Consider the following 20782-nt stretch of genomic DNA (forward strand, 5'->3'; position numbering starts at 1 on the left):
GGCCGGCTCGTTCTTCTTCGCCGAGATGAATCGAACCGTGTCCTCCGAAAGACCCTTCGGCGCCTTCTCCGATTCAATGACTGTCTCGAAACCGTATTTGTACTGTTCGACATCAATGCTTTTGACGCGCTCGACGGTTTCCTGCACGGCGGCCATGGGTCACTCCCCTCGCATCTTCGTCGCTTGGGTGTGCCGTGCATACCAACGCGATGTCATCTCAGCATCGTGACTTGAACGCGTGCGCGCGACCCCGCCTGCAATCAAATTACGGACCCGCAAATCTTCCCCGGAAACCAGCGCAGCGAGTTGCCCACCCAGCCACGCGATAAGCCTGCCTGACGCACTCGAGTTGCTGCCATCGTTTGCCATCGCCGCGATTCCTTACGCAGGTACGCAGGTATTTTCGACCGGGCAAACCACCGCGCATTGCGGCGTATCGAAACTCCCAACGCACTCGGTGCATTTCTTGGGATCGATAATGTACATATCGTTCTTGAGACGAATGGCAGCGTTGGGGCACTCGAACTCGCAAGCGCCGCAGACCGTGCATTGTGAGGCGATGATCTTGTAGGACATCTCGTGACTCCCGAACCGCGCATGCGATGTCGAATGACAGCTCCCTTTCAAGCGGCGTGCCAGAAATCAGACCTTTGATTTGTATTGGTTATTTGCGGCAATTGTCGATGAACGGCTGTCGCGCCCACGACAGGCTGTCGCACTTGCGACAGCCGGGATCAGAGGTGCTTGACCTCGATGCCATGTTTTTTCAGCGCATAGCCAATCTGGCGCGGCGTCAATCCGAGGATGCGGGCGGCCTTGGCCTGAACCCAGCCCGATTTCTCCATCGCCGCGATGAAGCGATCACGATCCGGCATCTGCCCACGGCTCACGGCTCCCGAACCAGCCGTCGCATGAGCCGGGTCTGCAACTGCTTGCCCCGGCGTTGTATCAGCACTCGTGCCGTCAGCGGCGGCCGGCAACACCGGAAACGAGACCGCAGGCCGCAAACGCGGCGGTGCCACCTCGGAATGGCCTCGCCACAGCATCGCAGACAGACACTCGTTCCGGCGGCAGGCAAAGTCATCCATCATGATCGACGGACCATGCGCCAGGGTTGCGGTTCGCTGCACGCAGTTCTCAAGCTCGCGCACATTTCCCGGGAAACCACAGCTCATCAGCACCTCCAATGCACTCGGGTCGAGCGACATGGCGCGGCCATTCTCTTCATTGAAACGCTTGAGAAATTCGCCCGCAAGCGGCGGAATATCCCCGCGCCGTTCGCGCAGCGGCGGCAGCAGCATCGGCACAACGCTGATACGATAGTAAAGATCGGCGCGAAATTCGTTGCGCGCCACAGCTTCTTCGAGATTCCTGTTGGTTGCTGTCACGAGACGCACGTCGACCTTGATGGTGTGATTGCCGCCGACACGCTCGAATTCCTGCTCCTGCAACACACGCAGGAGCTTGGCCTGAAAGGCCGGAGAAATTTCTCCAATCTCGTCGAGGAACAGCGTGCCTTTGTCGGCAAGTTCGAAGCGCCCCTTGCGCGCATTGACGGCACCCGTAAACGCCCCTTTTTCGTGGCCAAACAATTCGGACTCGAGGACGGATTCCGGCAACGCTGCACAGTTGATCTTGATGAAAGGACCCTTCGCACGGGGCGACAGCTCGTGAATCGCCTTGGCGATCAACTCTTTGCCGGTGCCGGATTCGCCGCGAAGGAGCACCGTGGAATTGGATTTGGCGACAATCATGATCTTGTCGAGTAACGAGCGAAGCGCCGGGCTGTCTCCAATAATACCCTTGATATGAACCTTCTTGCGCTCCTTCACCGGCTTGAGTTCGAGCAACTCCTTCTGAAGACGGTGGCTCTCGGCCATGAGGCGGTCGCGGTCACGCGAGACCACGCGATAGAGCTGAACGGTCTGGCCGATCAAATTGGCGATCATCGTGAGAAAGCGCACGTCATTGTCGAGACGGAAGACCGAGCGGCCGTCCCAGACGCGGTCGATGGTCAGCGTGCCGACAACCTTCGCGCCGATACGGATCGGAACGCCGATGAACGAGACCCTGACGTCATCCGCAGCGCCAAGCAACGCCGCATCGGTCGCAAACAGAGGATGCGTGGCAACGTTTTCCGCGACCAACGGAACGGCCGTCGCCACAATCTGTCCGATTGCCGTTTCCGGCAGACGCGCCCGGTAGCGTTCGTCGGCCCCCTCGTTCCAACCGATACCGACGGTAATGTCCGGGATGTCGTCATCCGCTAACAGCGAAATAACGCCGTGCCGCATCTGCAGGAATGACGACAGAACATTGAGAACGTTTGAAAGCGTAGCCTCAAGCCTGTTCGGCGCGTTGAGGATCTTGGATATCTCGTAAATGCCCGTGAGCGCAATCTCACTCAGCGGAATCAGCGGAGCGCCCGGCCGGGCTTCCAATCTTACGGCTTCAGATACATCAGCATGAGCCATAGCGGGTTCTCCATCGTCCTGGACTTTCCCCGCCGACTTTTCTGAGTGCTTTTTATTATCCTGTCCCATCTTCACACGAATGTCGTGCCCAACTTGAACGCATCGCAGCAGAACAAGAGGGCGAGAATCTGCTCATTTACTGTTCGCAAGCCGCAGCGCCAAATCCAGCAATTGCGGGCAAATAGATGGTCCCGATGATCGCCACAATCCGCACATTGACCTGGATCAAACTGCTGCGGCTAAATTGACAGCATCCGGCACCTCGCCAATCAACGCTTCGCTTCCTTTTCGGATTCTTCAACACAGGCCACTCCGGCATGCTGTCCGCCAACTATCTTGAGTGGCGCAACTCCGCGCTGTTTCAACGCGTCGCATCGGAAGCTTTCCGACACTGAATGCGTTTGCATGATCCGGGCCAAGTTATGAAAATCGGTTTTCGGTGGCGAAGTGATCCGATCGTGTGAAGCACGAACCAGATTTGACACGTGGTGCCAATCGAATGTCGATTTTCCGACATCTCCCGTCATGTTCGATACAAAGCATGCGCCGCCTGGGCTCCATTGACGACGCTCGAACTTGGTCCGGTTCCTGCACGACTGTGCTGGAAGTTCCGAGCGACAGGAATCGGCCCAACAAGACGATCACCTCACCGGCCGGAATTACCTGAAGAAAGTATGCTGCCGAGGCAGTCAAACAGGAGGCGCGGCCATGCCGCTTTATAGTTACCATTGCGCGGAGTGCGACAAGGACGTGGAGTTGCTGGCCAGCTTTTCCGACACGCCCATCTGCCCAACCTGTGGAAGCCAAAAGATGGAGCGTCTGATGTCGCGCACAGCTCCGCCGGGCAAGAGCCGCGGCATCATAAGATCCGCAAGAGCGCAGGCGGCCCGCGAAGGACATCTGAGCAATTATAGTCGTTCCGAACGCCGGCGCTGAAAGTATCTGCGAGCGGGAAGCGGCGCATACCGCTTATGCAACCGGTCCGTCACCGAATTGATTAACGGCGGAAAAATCCTTACGATGCGCCACCATCGCTCCATTAACTGTTGTGAGCGCACAATCATACTCGGCCGCAACATCGGAAGGCTTGTAGTTTCATTCGTGGGCATTCGTCGTCTGAGGCTATTAAGATGCTGGTGTTGGAACGGCCAGCGAGGCTTGTCGCGTGGACGATCGCCTGCAGCACTGCGTTTCGCATCGCAATTGCCGTTGCCGGCCTGGATTTCGATCACAGCGAAGCCTACTACATCGCGAACGCCCGCAGCTTCGAACTCAGCTATTTTGACCACCCTCCTCTGGCGTTCTGGATTATTTGGCTGACGCGGACGGTAACCGGAGCCGATGCGCTGGCCATCCTGCGCGGGCCGTTCATCGCCATGTCGATCGGCTCGACCTGGATGCTTTACCGGATCGGCACAGACCTGTTCGACAAACGGGCGGGCGCCGTGGCGGCGCTGCTCCTGAATCTCTCGCCGCTTTTCACCATCAGCTTCTCGGCCTGGGCGCAGCCCGATGGCCCGATGACGTTCTTCCTGCTGGCCGCGATCCTGCTCATTGTCCACCTTGAAGGGGTAATCCGCGAGAGGCAGCGCCTTATCCGTTGGCTTGGCGTAGGCATGTGTCTGGGTTTGGCATTGCTGTCCAAGTATTCAACCGTCGTTGTCGCATTCGGTTTGATCCTGTTTGCGATCACAAGCCCGAGCCACCGACGCTGGTTTTCCGAACCCGGTCCCTATCTCGGAGCGGCTTTGGCTTTGGCCATGTTCAGCCCGGTCCTGATCTGGAATTGGCACCACGACTGGATTTCATTCGGCTTTCAGGGTCAGCGAGCGATTGAATTCGAAGGGATCAATTTTCTCAGCCTGCTTGAGACGATTGCCGGACAGGCGGCGCTGATCGGCCCATGGATATGGATACCCTGTATCCAGGCTTGCATGTGGGGATTTGGACAAGGCCCACGCGACTGGCGAACCTGGCTGCCATCGGTGATCGGCGCGACGCCGATTGTGCTGTTCAGTATTATTTCACTGTGGGTTTCGTCGGGTGGTCATCATCACTGGCAGGCGCCGGGCTATCTGGCGCTGTTTCCGCTGGCCGGGCATTTCATTGTGCAGCGGCTGGAACGCGACAATGCGCTGACGCGAAACTGGCTGCTAGCGTCCATCGCGGCCACGGTGCTGATGGTCTCGCTCGTCACTGCGGAGATCGCGACCGGCGCGCTCTGGAACCGACTGCCATCATCGTTGGTAGACGGCCGCTTCAATCCCTCATTGAAGGGCTTGCGATGGAGGGAGTTGCGGCCCGCGTTCGATGCGCACGGCTTTACAAGACAGTCGCGACTCTTCGTGGCGACAACGGCCCGCGGCGTTACCGGAAAGGTGGACTTCGAACTTGGCAGCAAGCTGCCGGCCTTTTGTTTATGCGGCGACGCGCGCAGTTTCGCATTCAGTCACGATTCCCGATCCGCGGTCGGATGGGATGCCGTGATCGTCATCGCCGATGACCAGGAGCCTCAGCTCATGGCTCGGCTCGGTCCCTTTTTCGAGAAGATCGAACCGATCGAGGTGGTGGAGGTTCGGCGTGGCGATCAGCTCGTGATCAGGCTACATCTTCATTACGCCAGAAACTATTTGAGGCCTTACCCGACATCGCCGTTTTAGCCCCAAGGAGGCTCGATGACGATTCTCGCCAATCACGAACCGCATCAGATCGCGCCGCTTGAATTCATCACGCGAAATCCTCGCGCCGCGTTTGCGCTGTTTCTGGCTTTGCAGTTTGGTATCTGGACCGCTCTTCCATCCCTGCTTTACAACGCGCTGCCCCTCGACGGACTCGAGGCGCTGATCTACGGCCGGGAGTGGCAACTCGGGTACGCCAAGCTATCGCCATTGCCTTGGTGGATTGCCGAAGCAGTGTATCGGATCCTGCCTTATGATGCCGCGTACTATGCACTATCGCAACTTTTCGTCGTAGCGACCTTTGCTATCGTCTGGGCGACGGCGCGACGGCTGGTCGGCCCTGTCGGCGCGCTGGTCGCCGTGCTGATCGTGGACGGCCTCGATTACTTCCAGTCAGCTTCGACACACTTCAATCACGACGTGGCGCAATTGCCATTCTGGGCACTTGCGGGTTACGCGCTGCACGCAGCTTTACGCAACGGGCGTCATCGTGACTGGATATTGCTCGGCGCTGCGCTCGGAGCCGCGTTCTGGGCTAAGTATTTCGTCATCGTTCTCGCGCTGCCCATTGCCGCATTCATGATTCTGGACCGCGACGCCCGTCCGAACCTGAAGCGGCCGGGCCCGTGGATCGCCGTGGCGGCGGGACTCGTCGTCATCCTGCCGCACCTGATCTGGCTGATGCAGCATAACTTCGCCCCGTTCGAATACGTGGATCAAAGAGCCGCACCATCGCGAAGCATACTGGACCACGTCGTTTATCCGGGACAGTTCGCAATCAGGCAGCTCGGCTACCTGTTGCCATCGCTTTTAATAGCCGCTCCGCTTCTCTATTTTTCAATTTTCAAACTCGCTGTCACGCTCGGCAAGCCCGTCGTACCGGCAGGCTTTGACGCCTTCGACCGGCGGATCGTAGCGCTTCTGGCCTTTGGACCATTCTTGACCATGATCCTGCTCAGCGCCGTTACCGGCCGCGGGACCATTGCACTGTGGGGCTACCCGCTGTGGCTCTATCTCGGGCTTTGGTTTGTCGTAACTTACAATCATGCGATTGAATCGCGCAGTCTTGCCTGGATAACGGGTGCATGGGCGGCAGTTTTCACTGCATCCGCCGTACTCATCATTATCTTCAACAGCGGGGCTTTCAGCCTGAACTATGTAAGGCGAACCCAACAGTTTCCGGGTCCGCAGCTCGCAGCCGAAATTGAGCGCAGGTATGTTGCAGCGACTGGACGCACGCCGGCTTACGTGATCGGCCCCCTGATCGAGGCCGGGAATATATCGCGTTATCTTGCCAGCCGACCACGCGTGGTGATCAACGCCGATTTCGCCAAGGCTCCGTGGATTGATCCGACCGATGTGCGGGCCAGGGGTGCGATTCTGATCTGGAATCCGAATGACGAAGGATCAATGCCGAGCCATCTCGCCAAAATTGCCGGAAACGTGCCGCAACAGCCCCCTGTTGTGATCCCGGTGGCGAACGGCCGCTTCACCTTCTATTTCGCCTGGGCGATCCTTCAATAACGTTCAAGCGCGCGGCGCGACAGATTCAGCGCGTCGAATTGCAGGTCCGGGATTTCGGTCGGCCTTCGCGACGCCGGGATCTCCGAATGATGCTTATGTCGGGTATACGATTCGTGAGGGTGGCGGAGAGGGAGGGATTCGAACCCCCGATAGGCTTGCACCTATGCCGCATTTCGAGTGCGGTGCATTCGACCACTCTGCCACCTCTCCGGGTACCAAAGCGGCGGTTTCCCGCCGGGTCGCGGGCGAGTTCTAAGCGAGGACGCCGGTCCAGACAAGGCGCTGGACCTCTTTTCAAGCCTTTAGAATGAACGGATTGGCCCGGAAGCGGGAGGGTGCCGGGGCTGGCGCTCTGCTCACGGTCAAGGAACACGCATTTACCGCCACTTCATGTCACGGGAAGCAGCCCGGCCGCCACTGCCGGGTACAGCCCGGCAACCCCACCGCCCGCGTCACCCTTTTTTCTTCTCCTTCGGATTGCGCATGGTGAAGCGCGCGTTGCCAAGCCCGGTTCCGATGGTGAGGATTCCCCATCGCTTGTAGTCCTGCATGAAGGGAATTTCGCTTAAACCCTGCACCACGCCGTCATTGTGCATGAGTACGGCGGTGTCGTGATCGCGGATGGCGGGGATCGCCTCGATCAGGCTTGCAGGCAAATTGAACTTGCTGCTTTCCCAGTTGCCCGGCAGGTTCTGCGCGCCTTTCTCGATCGATCCATCGGAATCGATCGCGCCGGGACACGACACGCCAATGAAAGGCGCAAGTTTGAGACCTTCGGCCTCCGCCTCCTTGAGCAGGCCCTTCAGCATTCCAGCGAGCTTTTTCACGGCCCCTTCGCGCGTCGGCTCGTCATCCGCATGACGCCACAGTTCGGATTTCCAGACCGAGGCTTTCGACAAATCCGGTGTCTTTTTCTGCCGCGTTTCCACCACGCCGCAGCGGATATTGGTGCCGCCGATGTCGACAGCGAGAAGACTGTCATGACCCTCAAAAATCCATGACGGCGCGAGATGAGCGCAGCCGATCAATGCAGCTTCATCGGGATGGAAGCGGATCGGGATCAGGCCAGCTTTTCCGCCGTTCGCGGCAAGAATAATGCTGGCTCGCGCGATCGCCAGTTCTCCGATCCGGCTTTGCCGGAAACCGCCGCCGACGATGATCGCCTCGGTCTTGTCCCACGCCTTGGTCTTGAGAAAACGTTGCGTGACGTAGGCCAGCTCCTGCGCAAACTCTTCGATGGCGCTGTGCACCAGCGCCGCCGCCTCGACATCATCACCACCGAGAATCTCGTCTAGCTTCTTCTTGCTGATGTCTTCCGACGCCTTGCCGCCGAATGGATCGTCGCCATTCTTCTTGAGCGGTTTGCGCCACTTGTCGAGAATGTCCTGAAACGCACCCTTGCTGGCGCGGTCGCCGAGAAACCCGTCATCGTCCTTGAGTTCGATGTTGTAGCTGTCGATGTCCACGGACGGCAGCCGCGCCGCCCCATGATTGCCGATTCCGGCAGTTGCGAGAGTGTCCTCAGCCATATGCGGTGCCCCTTGCCTGTTGCCGGGTATAACGGCCGGGGAACCGGATGGTTGCGGTGGCGCGGCGACGCAGCGGCCGCAAAGGGCCGGAAGGCAGGAAAATTGGCCCAAATGGCTTACAAATGGCCCATTTTCAGGCCACTTTTTCTTGACTCGCAGCCTTCTGCGGCTATAACACCCGCAACCCGGCGCGGGATTTCTCGCGCCGTTTGTTTTTGCGTGACCGGACCGCTCCGAAACGAGAGCAGCCGCGATAGCGCAGAGATTTCGCGATGATCGCATGATGATCGCGGCGAACCCAACGAGCGCGGCCCAGCAAAAGTGGAAACCGGTTTTGCTTCCGGTCGCGCTTAAAATGTAACGACTGAACAAGAAGCCGGGCCGGAGTCATCCGAGCGCCGGAATCGAACACAAGGAAAAAAACGATGTTCGCAGTCATCAAAACCGGGGGCCGGCAGTTCCGCGTCGTTCCGGATGATGTGCTTGAGATTGGCAAGATCGCCGGCGATGTTGGATCGATCGTGCAGCTTGGTGAAGTTTTGGTGGTTGGCGGCGATACGCCGGTTCTGGGGGCTCCGTTCGTCAGCGGCGCATCCGTGGCCGCCGAAGTGCTGGACCACAAGCGCGGCCCGAAGGTTATTGCCTTCAAGAAGCGCCGCCGCAAGAATTCGAAGCGTAAGCGCGGCTATCGCGATGAAATCACGGTGATCCGCGTCACCGAAATTCTGACCGATGGCAAGGCCCCGACCGTGGGTCCGCGCCCGAAGAAAGAAAAGAAGGTCGAGGCCGCGCCGGTTGACGGTGACGAGGCTCCGGCCAAGGTCGCGAAAAAGGCTCCGGCCAAGAAAGCGGCTCCCAAGGCCGCGGCCAAGCCGAAGGCTGCTGCGAAGAAGACCGCGGCAAAGAGCGACAAAAAGTGAAATGATTCCGTCAAGGAATCGGTCTATAGCTTAAAGCGAATTTTGGAGACGGAGCCATGGCTCACAAAAAAGCAGGCGGTTCATCGCGCAACGGACGCGACTCGGCAGGCAAGCGCCTTGGGGTCAAGGCGTACGGCGGCGAGCACGTGATTCCGGGCAACATCATTGCGCGTCAGCGCGGCACGACCTGGCATCCCGGCCTCAACGTCGGCATGGGCACCGATCATACCCTGTTCGCCAAGGTCGAAGGCAAAGTCGAATTCCGCGCCAAAGCCAACGGCCGCACCTTCGTCTCGGTTATTCCGACGGCGGAAGCGGCTGAATAAACGGTAGACACATCGCGTCTGCCGGGTCTCGTTGAACCGGCAGAGCACTGGAAGGCTCGAAGGGGAGACGGGAAACCGGCCTCCCCTTTTGTTTTGCGCGCTCGTTGCTTTCGGGGCGAGCGCAATAAGGAGCCCACCATGCTGCAGCCAACGCCAACTCTCACCTTGCGGGAATCAAGAGCCGTCGTCCTCGAGACCGATCGGCTGGTGTTGCGTCAGCCGACGCTCGCGGACGTAAAAGCCATCGCGCAGGTCGTCGGCGACAAGCGCGTGTCGATCAATCTGCGCCGCGTGCCACATCCGTACACAACGGACGATGCCATCAGCTTCGTGACCACCGTCGCGGCCACCATCGATACTGTTTTCCTCGTCGAGCGCGAACGCGCTGCCGTCGGCCTGGTCGGCGTGAGTTGGGAAAACGAGAACGAACCCGAGCTTGGCTACTGCTTCGGTGTCGAGCACTGGGGCAAGGGCTATGCGACCGAGGCCGCGCGCGCGGTGATCGATTACGCGTTCGAGGAATTCGCCATCGAGCAGCTTCTCGCCGGCGCACGGGTGCTGAACCCGGCGTCGCGTCATGTGCTGGAGAAGTGCGGCTTCCAGTGGACCGGCGTCGAGCTGCACCGGTTTCTCGCGCTTGGATCATCGACCCCGGTGGACCGCTTCAAGCTGGAGCGCGGCGTCTGGTCGTCGATCAAGAGCTGGAACAACTCGACTCGGCGCTAGGCAAGACGCATCATACCACCGTCGGCGGATTGGGCTGGGGCTCGCGGTGCATCGCCGTCCGCTCGCGCAGGAAGATGTAGATTCCGGCGCAGGCAACGATGGTTGCTCCTATCACGGTGTTCGGTGACGGCACGTCGCCGAACACCAGAAAGCCCAGCACAATCGCCCAGACAATCATGGTGTATTGAAACGGCGCCACCACGCTGGCCGGCGCAAGAATCAGCGAACGGTTGAGGCACAGCACCGCGGCGACATTGACGACGCCGCTAATCAGCAACAGCGCGACGAGAATCCACGTCGGCGGCACGAACAGAAACGCCGACACCACGCCGCCGAACACGAACGATCCGACCACCTGGGTGGTCGCCAGAAAGATATTCGACGTCCCGCGCACGTATCGCGTCACGATCATGAAAATCGACTGACAGAGACATCCGGCCAGCGCGATCAGCGCAGGCCAGGAGATGGCCGCACCGGTCGGCCGAAGCGCGATCAGCACCCCCACAAAGCCGACAACGACGGCGGTCCAGCGCCGCCAGCCGACATGCTCGCGCAGGAAAATCGCTGAAAACGCGGTGACGAAAATCGGCGCTGCGAGATAGCACGTCGTGGCGTCCGCCAGCGGAATGTACTTGATCGCCGTGAAGAACAGCATGCCGTCCGAGACCGACAATGCCATTCGCAACACCTGCAATCCGGGCCGCGGCACATTGCGGGCGGCGGCGAAATTGTCGCGCGCCAGAAACGGCAGCAGCGCTGCAATCGCACCGAAGCCGCGAATGAAAAACAACTGCGCCGGCGGATAAGCCGCCACCATCATCTTGCTGAAGACATTGACCAGCGAGAAGATCGTCATCGCCGCCAGCATGAATAGAATCCCGCCAAGCGCGGCGGAAAGCGGCGGCCTGCGGCGCAACGATTTGAAGGAAAGATTCATCGGCAACGGGCTGGCGCAGAAACCGCTAAATGGAGGTGTTTAAAACAGGAGCGGTGCGCGCCGAATCTGACCGACGCGCCGCACGCAATCCTGCTTAGAAAGCAATCGCTTCCCACACAACCGCCAGAAACGCAGGCCGTTTTGCACGGCCATGCTTCAACCCGGCGGCGGCACCACAACCGGCTCGGCGCGCACAAGCTGGCGCTCGCGCAGGAAGATATAGAGGCCGGCGAGGATGATCACCGCCGCACCTGCGAGCATGGCAATCGACGGCACATCACCGAACACCACGTAACCGAAGATCACGGCCCAGATAATCATCGTGTACTGGTACGGCACGACCACGCTGGCCGGCGCGAGCTTGAGTGAGCGGTTGACGCACATGGCTGCCGCAATGGAAATGCAGCCCGCCACCGCGAAAAGACCGAAGTCCGGCAGGCTCGGCGTTATCCAGCCGAACGGCGCAGCAATCAGGCCGAACAGCAGGGTTCCGGCGAACTGCGCCGAGGTCAGCACGATGTCCGGCGTGCCGCGCAGCGAACGCGTAATGATCATCAGCGCGGCAAACGACGCGCTGCCCGCCAGCGCGATCATCGCCGGCCAGCTCACGGCCTGGGTCGATGGACGCAATGCGATCATCACGCCGACAAAGCCGACGAGGATGGCGCTCCAGCGCCGCCAGCCGACATGCTCGCCCAGGAAGATCGCGGAGGCCGCAGTGACGAAGATCGGCGCAGCGAGATAGTAGGTGATGACATCCGCGAGCGGCAGATAAACGGAGGCAGCGAAGAACGCCGCCACCTCGAGCGTGGACAGCACGACGCGGATGGCTTGCAGACCCGGCCTCTGAATGTTGCGAAGTGCTGCACGCTGGCGCCAGATCGCCGGAGACAGCAGAACGAGACTCGAGGCGGCGCGCAGCAGCAGCAACTGCCCGACCGAGTAAGTCGCCACGATGTACTTGCCCAGCGCGTCGCCGAACGAGAACATCCAGACCGCCAGCAGCATCAGCGCGATGCCCGCGAGCGCCGCCGAGCGGTTGCCGGTATCGGCCGAGATTTTCGCCAACAGGGTCATGCGCCGCCGCCGGGGTGAATGGGTCCAAAATGCGGCCGCGAGACATTCCGAGTGAAGCAGCACCGGCTCGCGACGATTCTGCCGCTGTTTAAGAGACCCAGACGTTTACCGCAACCGCCGGAAATACGGCCTTTTCGGCGTTATTTGGCATGAATGGGTTGCCGCTCGGGCACCCATGGCGCATATATCCGGAGCGTGACTGGAGGCAAAAAGCCGACTTTTCTTGCCCGTCGCGGCACCATGGAAAACCGATGAAATTTCTCGACGAAGCCAAGGTCTATATCCGCTCCGGCGACGGCGGTAACGGCTGCGTGGCATTTCGCCGCGAGAAGTTCATCGAGTTCGGCGGGCCGAGCGGGGGCAACGGCGGCCGTGGCGGCGACGTCATCGTCGAAGTCGCCGATGGTCTCAACACGCTGATCGACTACCGCTACCAGCAGCACTTCAAGGCGCCCAAGGGCGTGAATGGCATGGGCTCGGATCGCCACGGCGCCAACGGCAAGGACGTCGTCCTCAAGGTGCCGCTCGGCACGCAGATTTTCGACGAAGACCGCGAGACCCTGATCCACGACTTTACTGAAGTCGGCGAGAAATTCGTGCTGGCGACGGGCGGCAACGGCGGTTTCGGCAACGCGCATTTCAAGACCTCGACCAACCGCGCGCCGCGCAACGCCAATCCTGGCCAGCCCGGCGAGGAGCGCTGGATCTGGCTGCGGCTGAAACTGATCGCCGATGCGGGACTCGTCGGACTGCCCAATGCCGGCAAGTCCACATTCCTGTCGGTCGTCAGCGCGGCAAAACCGAAGATCGCGGACTATCCCTTCACAACACTGCACCCGCAGCTTGGCGTCGTCAGCATCGACGGACGCGAGTTCGTGCTGGCGGATATTCCGGGGCTGATCGAGGGCGCGCATGAAGGCGCGGGACTGGGTGACCGTTTTCTCGGCCACGTGGAGCGCTGCCGCGTGCTGCTGCATCTGGTGGACGCAACGTGCGAGCACGCTGGCAAGGCTTACAAGACCGTGCGCGCCGAACTTGAGGCCTACGACGAACATCTCGCCGAGAAGATCGAGATCGTGGCGCTCAACAAGATCGATGCGGTGACGCCCGAGCACCTCAAGGACCAGAAGGCGCGGCTGAAGCGCGCGGCGAAGAAAACGCCGCTCTTGCTGTCCGGTGTCACGCGCCAAGGCGTGCCGGAAGCGCTGCGAGCGCTGGTGGCGCTGATCGACGAAGCGCCGGTCTCCGCGAAGGCCAAGAGAGCGACAGAAAGCGTTGTGGAGGCGGACCCGGAGCCGGCCGGCTGGACGCCGCTGGGCCACTGACGCCTTCCGCCTTTTTCAAGTTATCCCTGATAATGCTGATTTCTCATGTCGCACCCCAAGCTGAAAAACTTTCGCCGCATCGTCGTCAAGGTCGGATCGTCGCTGCTGATCGATTCAGTTGCCGGCGAAGTACGCGCAAGCTGGCTGGCCGCGCTGGCCGCCGACATCGCGAAACTGCATCATGACGGCAAGGATGTGCTGGTCGTCTCGTCCGGTTCGATCGCGCTCGGACGCAGCCGCCTGAAATTGCCAAGCGGCGCGCTCAAGCTCGAGGAAAGCCAGGCGGCGGCGGCAGTCGGGCAGATCGCACTGGCACGGATCTGGTCGGAGGTGCTCGGCGCGCACGGAATCGGCGCGGGACAAATCCTGGTGACGCTGCAGGACACCGAGGAACGGCGGCGCTATCTCAATGCGCGCTCGACGATCTCGAAACTTCTGGAATGGCGCGCGGTGCCGGTCATCAACGAGAACGATACCGTCGCCACCAACGAAATCCGCTACGGCGACAATGACCGCCTCGCTGCGCGCGTCGCCACCATGACCAGCGCTGATCTGCTCATTCTGCTCTCGGACATCGACGGCCTCTACACTGCGCCGCCTTCGGCAAACCCGAACGCAAAGCTGATACCCGTCGTCGAATCCATCACCGCCGATGTCGAGGCGATGGCGGGCGCTGCGGAGTCTGAACTGTCGCGCGGCGGCATGCGCACCAAGATCGAGGCCGCGAAGATCGCAACCAGCGCCGGCACCCACATGCTGATCGCATCGGGCAAGATCGAGCATCCGTTGCAAGCCATCGCCGACGGAGGGCCATGCACCTGGTTTCTCACCCCGGCCAATCCCGTCACCGCGCGCAAGCGCTGGATCGCGGGGTCACTGGAGCCGAAGGGCACGCTCACCATCGACGCGGGCGCGGTCGCGGCATTGCGCGCCGGCAAGAGCCTGCTGCCGGCCGGCGTGATCCGGGTCGACGGACAGTTCGCGCGCGGCGATGCCGTGGTGGTGCGCGGTCCGGATACCCATGAGATCGGGCGCGGTCTCGTGGCCTATGACGCGGAGAACGCGGAACTGATCAAGGGCCGCTCCTCCTCGGATGCCGCCCAGATCCTCGGCATCAGCGGGCGGGCGGAAATGATCCACCGCGACGACCTCGTGGTCGGCGGCCCCCGCGGCGTCGACAGCGCCAAGTAGGACAAAGCGCAAGCCCGGCCAATGACCTAGAGGCGACCGCAACAGGCCATTGGCCGACCCGCCGACCAGCCATGTTCCCGGCGGCTCGCCGGATCAGAATTTCTGTGCTAGGGCATAGCCTTACAGGCAATCCGCACTAGATAGACCTCATGTCCGCACCGCTCAAAGTACTGGATAGCGCCAAAGATCTGGATGGCGCTGCTGATCTGGCCGCGCTGATGACCGACCTCGGCGCGGGAGCGCGCCGTGCTGCGCGGGTTCTGGCGCTGGCCCAAAGCGCACAGAAGGACGCGGCGCTTGCCGCCATGGCCGCGGCTATCCGGGCCAGTGCAAAAGAAATACTCGCCGCCAATGCCGAGGACGTTGCCGAAGCAAAAGCCAACGGATCAAGCGGCGCCTTCGTCGATCGTCTCGCGCTCAATGACGCGCGCATCGCCGCCATGGCCGACGGCATCGACGTGGTGCGAGCGATCCCCGATCCTGTCGGCATCGTCACCGAATCCTGGACGCGCCCCAACGGCATGACCATCGAACGCGTGCGCGTGCCGCTCGGCGTAGTCGGCGTGATCTTCGAGAGCCGCCCCAATGTCGCCGCCGATGCCGGTGCGCTGTGCCTGAAATCCGGCAACGCCGTGATCCTGCGCGGCGGCTCGGACAGCTTCCGCTCCTGCCGCGCGATCCATCAGTGCCTCATCGAAGGTCTCCGCAAGGCGGGACTTCCCGAAGAATCCATTTCGCTGGTGCCTACCCGTGACCGCGCGGCGGTCGGGCAGATGCTCGCAGGACTCAACGGCGGGATCGACGTGATCGTGCCCCGTGGCGGCAAAAACCTCGTCGCCCGCGTGCAGCTTGAGGCGCGCGTGCCGGTGTTCGCGCATCTCGAAGGCGTCAATCACGTCTATGTCGACAAGGCGGCGTCGCTCCATATGGCAAAGACGATTGTTCTTAATGCCAAGATGCGACGCCCCGGTGTCTGCGGCGCGGCCGAAACGCTGCTGATCGACAAGGCTGCGGCGGACAAGCAACTCAAACCGCTGGTGACGATGCTGCTCGATGCCGGCTGCGAAGTGCGCGGCGGCGATGACATTCGCGCGGTCGATGCACGAGTCAAACCCGTCTCGGACGATGACTGGGCCACCGAATACGAAGACGCGATCATTTCCGCGAAGCTGGTGGACGGCGTCGACGACGCGCTCGCCCATATCGCACGCTACGGCTCGCATCATACCGACGCCATCGTGACCGAGGACACGAAAGCCGCACAGAAATTTCTCAACGAGGTGGATTCCGCCATCGTGCTGCATAACGCCTCGACGCAGTTCGCCGACGGCGGCGAGTTCGGCTTCGGCGCGGAAATCGGCATCGCCACCGGCAAGTTTCACGCACGTGGCCCGGTCGGCGCGGAGCAACTCACCAGCTTCAAGTATCGCGTTCACGGCACCGGACAGACACGTCCGTGAATCGCGCGCCCGGGACCGACGCGCCCTCGCATGACGCGACGTGCCTGTCTCACGGCATTCCGCTTCACACCGACGGCATGCGGATCGGCCTGCTCGGCGGATCGTTCAATCCGCCGCACGAGGCTCATCGTGCGATCAGCCTGTTCGCAATGAAGCGGTTGCAGCTTGATCGCATCTGGTGGCTGGTCTCGCCTGGCAATCCGCTCAAGGACAACGGCTCGCTGCATGCCTTGCGCGAGCGCATGGCGGCAGCCGAGAGGGTTGCGCATCATCCGCGCATCGATGTCAGTTGTCTCGAAACCGTCATTGGCACCCGTTACACTGCGGATACGATTTCCTACTTGCGGCGCCGCTGTTCCGGTGTGCGTTTTGTGTGGATCATGGGCGCTGACAATCTCGCGCAGTTCAACCGCTGGGAAAGCTGGCGGCATATCGCCGACATGGTGCCTATCGCCGTGATTGATCGCCCGCCCAACAGTTTCCGCTCCCTGTCGTCCGTCGCCGCTCAGGCCCTGATGTCTTGCCGCATTGACGAGCGCAATGCCGGAGCGCTGGCGAGCCGCCGCGCGCCGGCATGGACCTTCCTCACCGGGCTGAAATCGAGCCTGTCCTCGACACGATTGCGGAACCCGGACGGAAGCTGGAAGGATGCCGATTCGCGATGACGCTTTCCGGCAACAGAACGGCGCAAATCACCGCGCGCTCATCTGGAACATTGAAACCGTTAACCCCACATGCGTATGATGAAGGCGGGCGTCAGGATTCGGCGCTCGCGATACAGTGAAAGGAATGGTCCCTGACCACATCTGTATTGTCCAAAACTGCCTCGGCCAAGGCTGCTTTGTCCAAGCCTCGTGTTAGAGCGACGCCTGTCTCCGTCGGCCTCGTTCCCGCCTTGCAGGCGCGGCCGGATTCCGACGAGACGCTGAAACTGATCCTCTCCCGCCTTGACGACATGAAAGCGGAAGAGACGGTCACCATCGACCTTCGCGGCAAATCCTCCATCACCGACTACATGGTCGTGACCTCCGGACGGGCCAACCGTCACGTCGGCGCGATCGCGGAGAACGTCGCAAAGGGCCTGAAAGAGAGCGGCATCCCCGCCCCTCATATCGAGGGACTGCCCAACTGCGACTGGGTGCTGATCGATTCCGGCGATGTGATCGTTCACGTGTTCAGGCCGGAAGTCCGCGAGTTCTACAATCTTGAAAAGATGTGGACCTCCGAGAAGCCGGCGGCGAAGGCGCGCTGAACGGAGCTGAGGCTGCGCGTGTATTCACGTGCGTGCGCGCATGGTAGTTTGCGCGCCATGCGCATCCTCGTCATCGCCATCGGCCGCCTGAAACAGGGTCCGGAACGGGAGCTTGCCGAACGTTATCGCGAGCGGTTCGACGATATCGGCCGCAAGCTTGGATTCCGCGGCCTCGAGATTCATGAAATTCCGGAAAGCCGCGGGCGCGATGCCGCTGCCCGGATCGGCGAAGAAGCGGCGGCGATCGCGGCTCTGATTCCTGACAAATCGTCCATCATCGCGCTCGACGAGCGCGGCGAGACCATCGACAGCGCAACCTTCGCGCGGCATCTTGGCCGCTGGCGGGACGAATCGGTTCCAAACGCCGTTTTTTTGATCGGCGGCGCGGACGGACTTTCGCCCGATTTAAGGCGCAAGGCAAAACTCAGCGTTGCGTTTGGAAAAGCAACCTGGCCGCACCAGATGGTGCGCGTCATGCTGCTGGAGCAGGTTTACCGGGCCGCGACCATTTTATCAGGCCATCCGTACCATCGCGCGTAAGGCATGATCTGCTTTAAAAGATCACGTCCACTCAGAAGATCCGAGAGATCGACCGTACGTGACCGACACTGCAACCCCGCTGACCATACGCAGGCTGACGCGCGGCGCGGCGCTGCCCTTGTCGCTGGTGTTGTCATCACTGCACGTTACGGTCGGAAGCTGGCCCGCATCGGCGCAGAGCGCCGTCAAGCAGGTCAGCGCGCCGGATCCGGAAGCCCTCAAGCAACGCACGCAGGAACTTGAAGCTGCGCGCGAGCAGCAGAAGAAAGCCGCCGAACTCGAACAAAAGCTGAAGGCCGATATCGCGGCCATAGGGCAGGATCGCACCAAGCTCAACCAGCAGCTGATCGGCATCGCCGCACAGGTCCGCGACGTCGAAGGCAAGATGGCCGAGACCGAGGGCCGCTTGCGCCCCCTTGATGCGCGCGAGCTTCAGATTCGCGCCTCGCTCGAGTCGCGCCGCGATGAAATTTCCGAAGTATTGGCGGCCCTGCAGCGCGCCGGACGCCGCGCACCGCCGGCGCTCTTCGTGCGGCCTGAGGATGCATTGCAGTCACTGCGCACAGCGATGCTGCTCGGCGCCGTCGTGCCGGAGATGCGCGCACGCGCCGCCAAGCTCGCCAGTGATCTCGGCGAACTGGTGAGCTTGCGCAAGAATATCGCGGAAGAACGCGACCGGCTGGCGACGGATCGCGACAAGCTCAACGACGACCGCGCGCGCCTCGCGGCGCTGGTGCAGGCGCGTCAGAAACAGCAGACCGACACCGAGAAGGATATGGAAGCCGAACGGCAGCGCGCTATCGCGCTGTCCAGACAAACCGAGACCCTTCAGGACCTGATCGCCAAAATGGAACAGGACGTGAAGGCGGCGGCGAAGGCCGCCGCTGCGGCCGAACTGCAAGGCACCCCAGTCTCCCTCAACGGCAAGCCGAACCTGGGCGCGCTGAAGGACCCGGCGCGATTGAGCCCGGCGATCGCCTTCGCCTCCGCCAAGGGACTATTGCCAATTCCGGTTAACGGCACCCGGATCCGCAGTTTTGGCGGTTCCGACGGAAGCGGTGGCCAGGAAAAGGGCATTTCCATCGCCACGCGACCGGGGGCGCAGGTCACAACACCTTGTGATGGCTGGGTTGTTTACTCAGGCCCGTTCCGGAGCTACGGACAACTCTTGATCCTCAACGCCGGCGGCGGGTATCATGTCCTGATCGCCGGGATGGAACGTATTTCGGTCACGATCGGGCAGTTTGTTCTAACGGGAGAACCGGTCGCGACCATGGGGAGCACCTCTCAGGTCGCGTCAATTCTGGCGGCAGCGTCCAGCCAGCCTGTGCTCTACATCGAGTTCCGTAAGGACGGCACTCCAATCGATTCTGGTCCATGGTGGGCCGCAAGTGAAGGCCAAAAGGTTCGCGGATGATGCGCAAGACTTCCCTGGTTCTCCTCAGCGTCGCGGCGGGCGCGGCGGCAACACTTTTCCTCACTCAGCCGCGTGCTGCGCTGGTGGGATCGACGGCGCGTGCCGCGTCGTCCGACACCTATCGCCAGCTCAACCTGTTCGGCGATGTGTTCGAGCGGGTACGTAGCGACTATGTCGAGAAGCCGGACGACAGCAAGCTGGTGGAGACCGCCATCAGCGGCATGCTCACCGGCCTCGATCCGCATTCCAGCTACATGGACGCGAAGAGCTTCCGCGATATGCAGGTGCAGACGCGCGGCGAGTTCGGCGGCCTCGGCATCGAAGTCACGATGGAAGACGGCCTTATCAAGGTGGTCTCGCCGATCGACGAAACGCCGGCATCCAAGGCCGGCATCATGGCCAATGACATCATCTCGAATCTGGACGACGAGCCGGTGCAGGGCCTGACCCTCAACCAGGCCGTCGAGAAGATGCGCGGCCCGGTCAACACCAAGATCAAGCTGAAGATCATCCGCAAGGGGCAGGACAAGCCGCTCGAAGTCACGCTGACGCGTGACAACATCCGCGTGCGCTCGGTGCGCGCGCGCGTCGAGAGCGACGATATCGCCTATATCCGCATCACCACCTTCAACGAACAGACCACCGAGGGTCTAAAGCGCGAGATGACGAACCTGACCACACAGATTGGTCCGGACAAGATCAAGGGTTACATCATCGACCTGCGCAACAATCCCGGCGGACTGCTCGAGGAAGCCGTGTCGGTCTCCGATGCGTTCCTCGATCGCGGCGAGATCGTCTCCACTCGCGGCCGCAACGCCGAGGAAACCCAGCGCCGCACCGCCAAGGCCGGCGACCTCGCCAAGGGCAAGCCGGTGATCGTGCTGATCAACGGCGGCTCCGCATCGGCATCGGAAATCGTCGCCGGCGCCTTGCAGGATCACAAGCGCGCAACGCTGCTCGGAACCCGCTCGTTCGGCAAGGGTTCGGTGCAGACCATCATTCCGCTCGGCTCCGGCAACGGCGCGCTGCGGCTCACCACCGCGCGCTACTTCACCCCGTCGGGCAAGTCGATCCAGGCCAAGGGCATCATCCCGGATATCGAAGTCCAGCAGGATGTGCCTGACGACCTGAAGTCGAAGACCGACACCAAGGGTGAAGCCTCGCTGCGCGGCCATCTGAAGGCCGAGGGCCAGGAAGAAACCGGCTCGCAGTCTTACGTGCCGCCGGATGCCAAGGACGACAAGGCGCTGAAAATGGCCGCAGACCTTCTGCACGGCATCAAGCAGACCACGTCGGCCCCTGCGCCCACGGACAAGGCCTCGAACAAGGCTGCAAACTGAGCCTCGATTCCGGAAAGTTATTTCCATCCGTTTGGGCGGCCTCCGGGCCGCCCTTTTTGTTGGGAC

Annotated in this window: 19 protein-coding genes, 1 tRNA gene and 1 pseudogene; 14 read left to right on the forward strand and 7 right to left on the reverse strand. The window is 61.4% G+C overall.

All coding sequences use genetic code 11. From position 1 onward, the window contains the following. From LVY71_RS00005 to nifA, 3 genes and pseudogenes are all read right to left on the reverse strand, one after another. Positions 1-156, reverse strand: a pseudogene (locus tag LVY71_RS00005) (Fe-S cluster assembly protein SufB); the annotation flags it as partial. Positions 157-381: 225 nt separating this feature from the next. Then, on the reverse strand, positions 382-576 hold the full coding sequence (locus LVY71_RS00010) for a 4Fe-4S binding protein (RefSeq protein WP_235097161.1): 195 nt from the start codon (positions 574-576) through the stop codon (positions 382-384). A gap of 158 nt (positions 577-734) precedes the next feature. Then, positions 735-2474, reverse strand: a complete 1740-nt coding sequence (gene nifA / locus LVY71_RS00015) for a nif-specific transcriptional activator NifA (RefSeq protein WP_235097162.1) — start codon at positions 2472-2474, stop codon at positions 735-737. Positions 2475-3182: 708 nt separating this feature from the next. On the opposite strand from nifA, the gene LVY71_RS00020 reads away from it, so the two are divergent. The 3 genes from LVY71_RS00020 (at position 3183) to LVY71_RS00030 (ending at position 6676) form a co-directional block, all read left to right on the forward strand. After that, on the forward strand, positions 3183-3410 hold the full coding sequence (locus LVY71_RS00020) for an FmdB family zinc ribbon protein (RefSeq protein WP_235097163.1): 228 nt from the start codon (positions 3183-3185) through the stop codon (positions 3408-3410). Positions 3411-3604: 194 nt separating this feature from the next. Next, positions 3605-5134 (forward strand): glycosyltransferase family 39 protein, encoded by a 1530-nt coding sequence (locus LVY71_RS00025; RefSeq protein ID WP_235097164.1) that lies wholly within the window; start codon positions 3605-3607, stop codon positions 5132-5134. A 15-nt stretch (positions 5135-5149) separates the two neighbouring features. Continuing rightward, positions 5150-6676, forward strand: coding sequence for a glycosyltransferase family 39 protein (locus tag LVY71_RS00030; RefSeq protein ID WP_235097165.1), 1527 nt, complete (start codon positions 5150-5152; stop codon positions 6674-6676). A 120-nt stretch (positions 6677-6796) separates the two neighbouring features. Here the strand turns inward: LVY71_RS00030 and LVY71_RS00035 are convergent. Next, positions 6797-6886 (reverse strand) — tRNA-Ser (locus LVY71_RS00035). Between the two features lie 242 nt (positions 6887-7128). After that, positions 7129-8205 carry an ROK family protein gene (locus LVY71_RS00040; protein ID WP_235097166.1) on the reverse strand — a complete coding sequence of 359 codons (1077 nt, stop codon included), beginning with the start codon at positions 8203-8205 and terminating at the stop codon, positions 7129-7131. Positions 8206-8630: 425 nt separating this feature from the next. On the opposite strand from LVY71_RS00040, the gene rplU reads away from it, so the two are divergent. The 3 genes from rplU (at position 8631) to LVY71_RS00055 (ending at position 10177) form a co-directional block, all read left to right on the forward strand. Next, positions 8631-9125 carry a 50S ribosomal protein L21 gene (rplU, locus tag LVY71_RS00045; protein ID WP_235097167.1) on the forward strand — a complete coding sequence of 165 codons (495 nt, stop codon included), beginning with the start codon at positions 8631-8633 and terminating at the stop codon, positions 9123-9125. Between the two features lie 56 nt (positions 9126-9181). Next, entirely contained in the window at positions 9182-9451 is a 270-nt protein-coding gene (gene rpmA, locus LVY71_RS00050) for a 50S ribosomal protein L27 (protein ID WP_235097168.1), read from the forward strand. Between the two features lie 138 nt (positions 9452-9589). After that, a complete protein-coding gene (locus tag LVY71_RS00055; RefSeq protein ID WP_235097169.1) occupies positions 9590-10177 on the forward strand; it encodes a GNAT family N-acetyltransferase in 588 nt (195 codons plus the stop codon). A 10-nt stretch (positions 10178-10187) separates the two neighbouring features. Here LVY71_RS00055 and LVY71_RS00060 read toward each other — a convergent pair whose 3' ends face one another. Both LVY71_RS00060 and LVY71_RS00065 read right to left on the reverse strand, forming a co-directional pair. After that, the gene (locus LVY71_RS00060; RefSeq protein WP_235097170.1) at positions 10188-11114 is read right to left on the reverse strand and encodes a DMT family transporter; all 927 of its coding nucleotides are present in this window, start codon (positions 11112-11114) and stop codon (positions 10188-10190) included. A 156-nt stretch (positions 11115-11270) separates the two neighbouring features. Further along, a complete protein-coding gene (locus LVY71_RS00065; RefSeq protein WP_235097171.1) occupies positions 11271-12191 on the reverse strand; it encodes a DMT family transporter in 921 nt (306 codons plus the stop codon). A gap of 251 nt (positions 12192-12442) precedes the next feature. On the opposite strand from LVY71_RS00065, the gene obgE reads away from it, so the two are divergent. The 8 genes from obgE to LVY71_RS00105 all read left to right on the forward strand — a co-directional run bounded on the left by obgE (position 12443) and on the right by LVY71_RS00105 (position 20716). Beyond that, positions 12443-13516: a GTPase ObgE gene (gene obgE, locus LVY71_RS00070; protein WP_235097172.1), complete on the forward strand. Its 1074-nt coding sequence runs from the start codon at positions 12443-12445 to the stop codon at positions 13514-13516. Between the two features lie 45 nt (positions 13517-13561). Continuing rightward, positions 13562-14707 (forward strand): glutamate 5-kinase, encoded by a 1146-nt coding sequence (proB, locus tag LVY71_RS00075; RefSeq protein ID WP_235097173.1) that lies wholly within the window; start codon positions 13562-13564, stop codon positions 14705-14707. A gap of 149 nt (positions 14708-14856) precedes the next feature. Continuing rightward, positions 14857-16167 carry a glutamate-5-semialdehyde dehydrogenase gene (locus LVY71_RS00080; protein WP_235097174.1) on the forward strand — a complete coding sequence of 437 codons (1311 nt, stop codon included), beginning with the start codon at positions 14857-14859 and terminating at the stop codon, positions 16165-16167. Positions 16168-16211: 44 nt separating this feature from the next. Beyond that, positions 16212-16832, forward strand: a complete 621-nt coding sequence (locus tag LVY71_RS00085) for a nicotinate-nucleotide adenylyltransferase (RefSeq protein WP_283842522.1) — start codon at positions 16212-16214, stop codon at positions 16830-16832. Between the two features lie 176 nt (positions 16833-17008). Further along, entirely contained in the window at positions 17009-17419 is a 411-nt protein-coding gene (rsfS, locus tag LVY71_RS00090; protein WP_283842492.1) for a ribosome silencing factor, read from the forward strand. Between the two features lie 57 nt (positions 17420-17476). Next, positions 17477-17959, forward strand: a complete 483-nt coding sequence (gene rlmH / locus LVY71_RS00095; RefSeq protein ID WP_235097175.1) for a 23S rRNA (pseudouridine(1915)-N(3))-methyltransferase RlmH — start codon at positions 17477-17479, stop codon at positions 17957-17959. A gap of 58 nt (positions 17960-18017) precedes the next feature. Next, positions 18018-19376 carry a murein hydrolase activator EnvC family protein gene (locus LVY71_RS00100; protein WP_235097176.1) on the forward strand — a complete coding sequence of 453 codons (1359 nt, stop codon included), beginning with the start codon at positions 18018-18020 and terminating at the stop codon, positions 19374-19376. Next, positions 19373-20716, forward strand: coding sequence for a S41 family peptidase (locus LVY71_RS00105; protein WP_235097177.1), 1344 nt, complete (start codon positions 19373-19375; stop codon positions 20714-20716). Before LVY71_RS00100 ends, LVY71_RS00105 begins: the two co-directional genes overlap by 4 nt. The last annotated feature ends 66 nt before the right edge of the window (positions 20717-20782 follow it).

The sequence above is a fragment of the Bradyrhizobium sp. G127 genome, from assembly GCF_021502575.1.
Lineage (GTDB): Bacteria > Pseudomonadota > Alphaproteobacteria > Rhizobiales > Xanthobacteraceae > Afipia.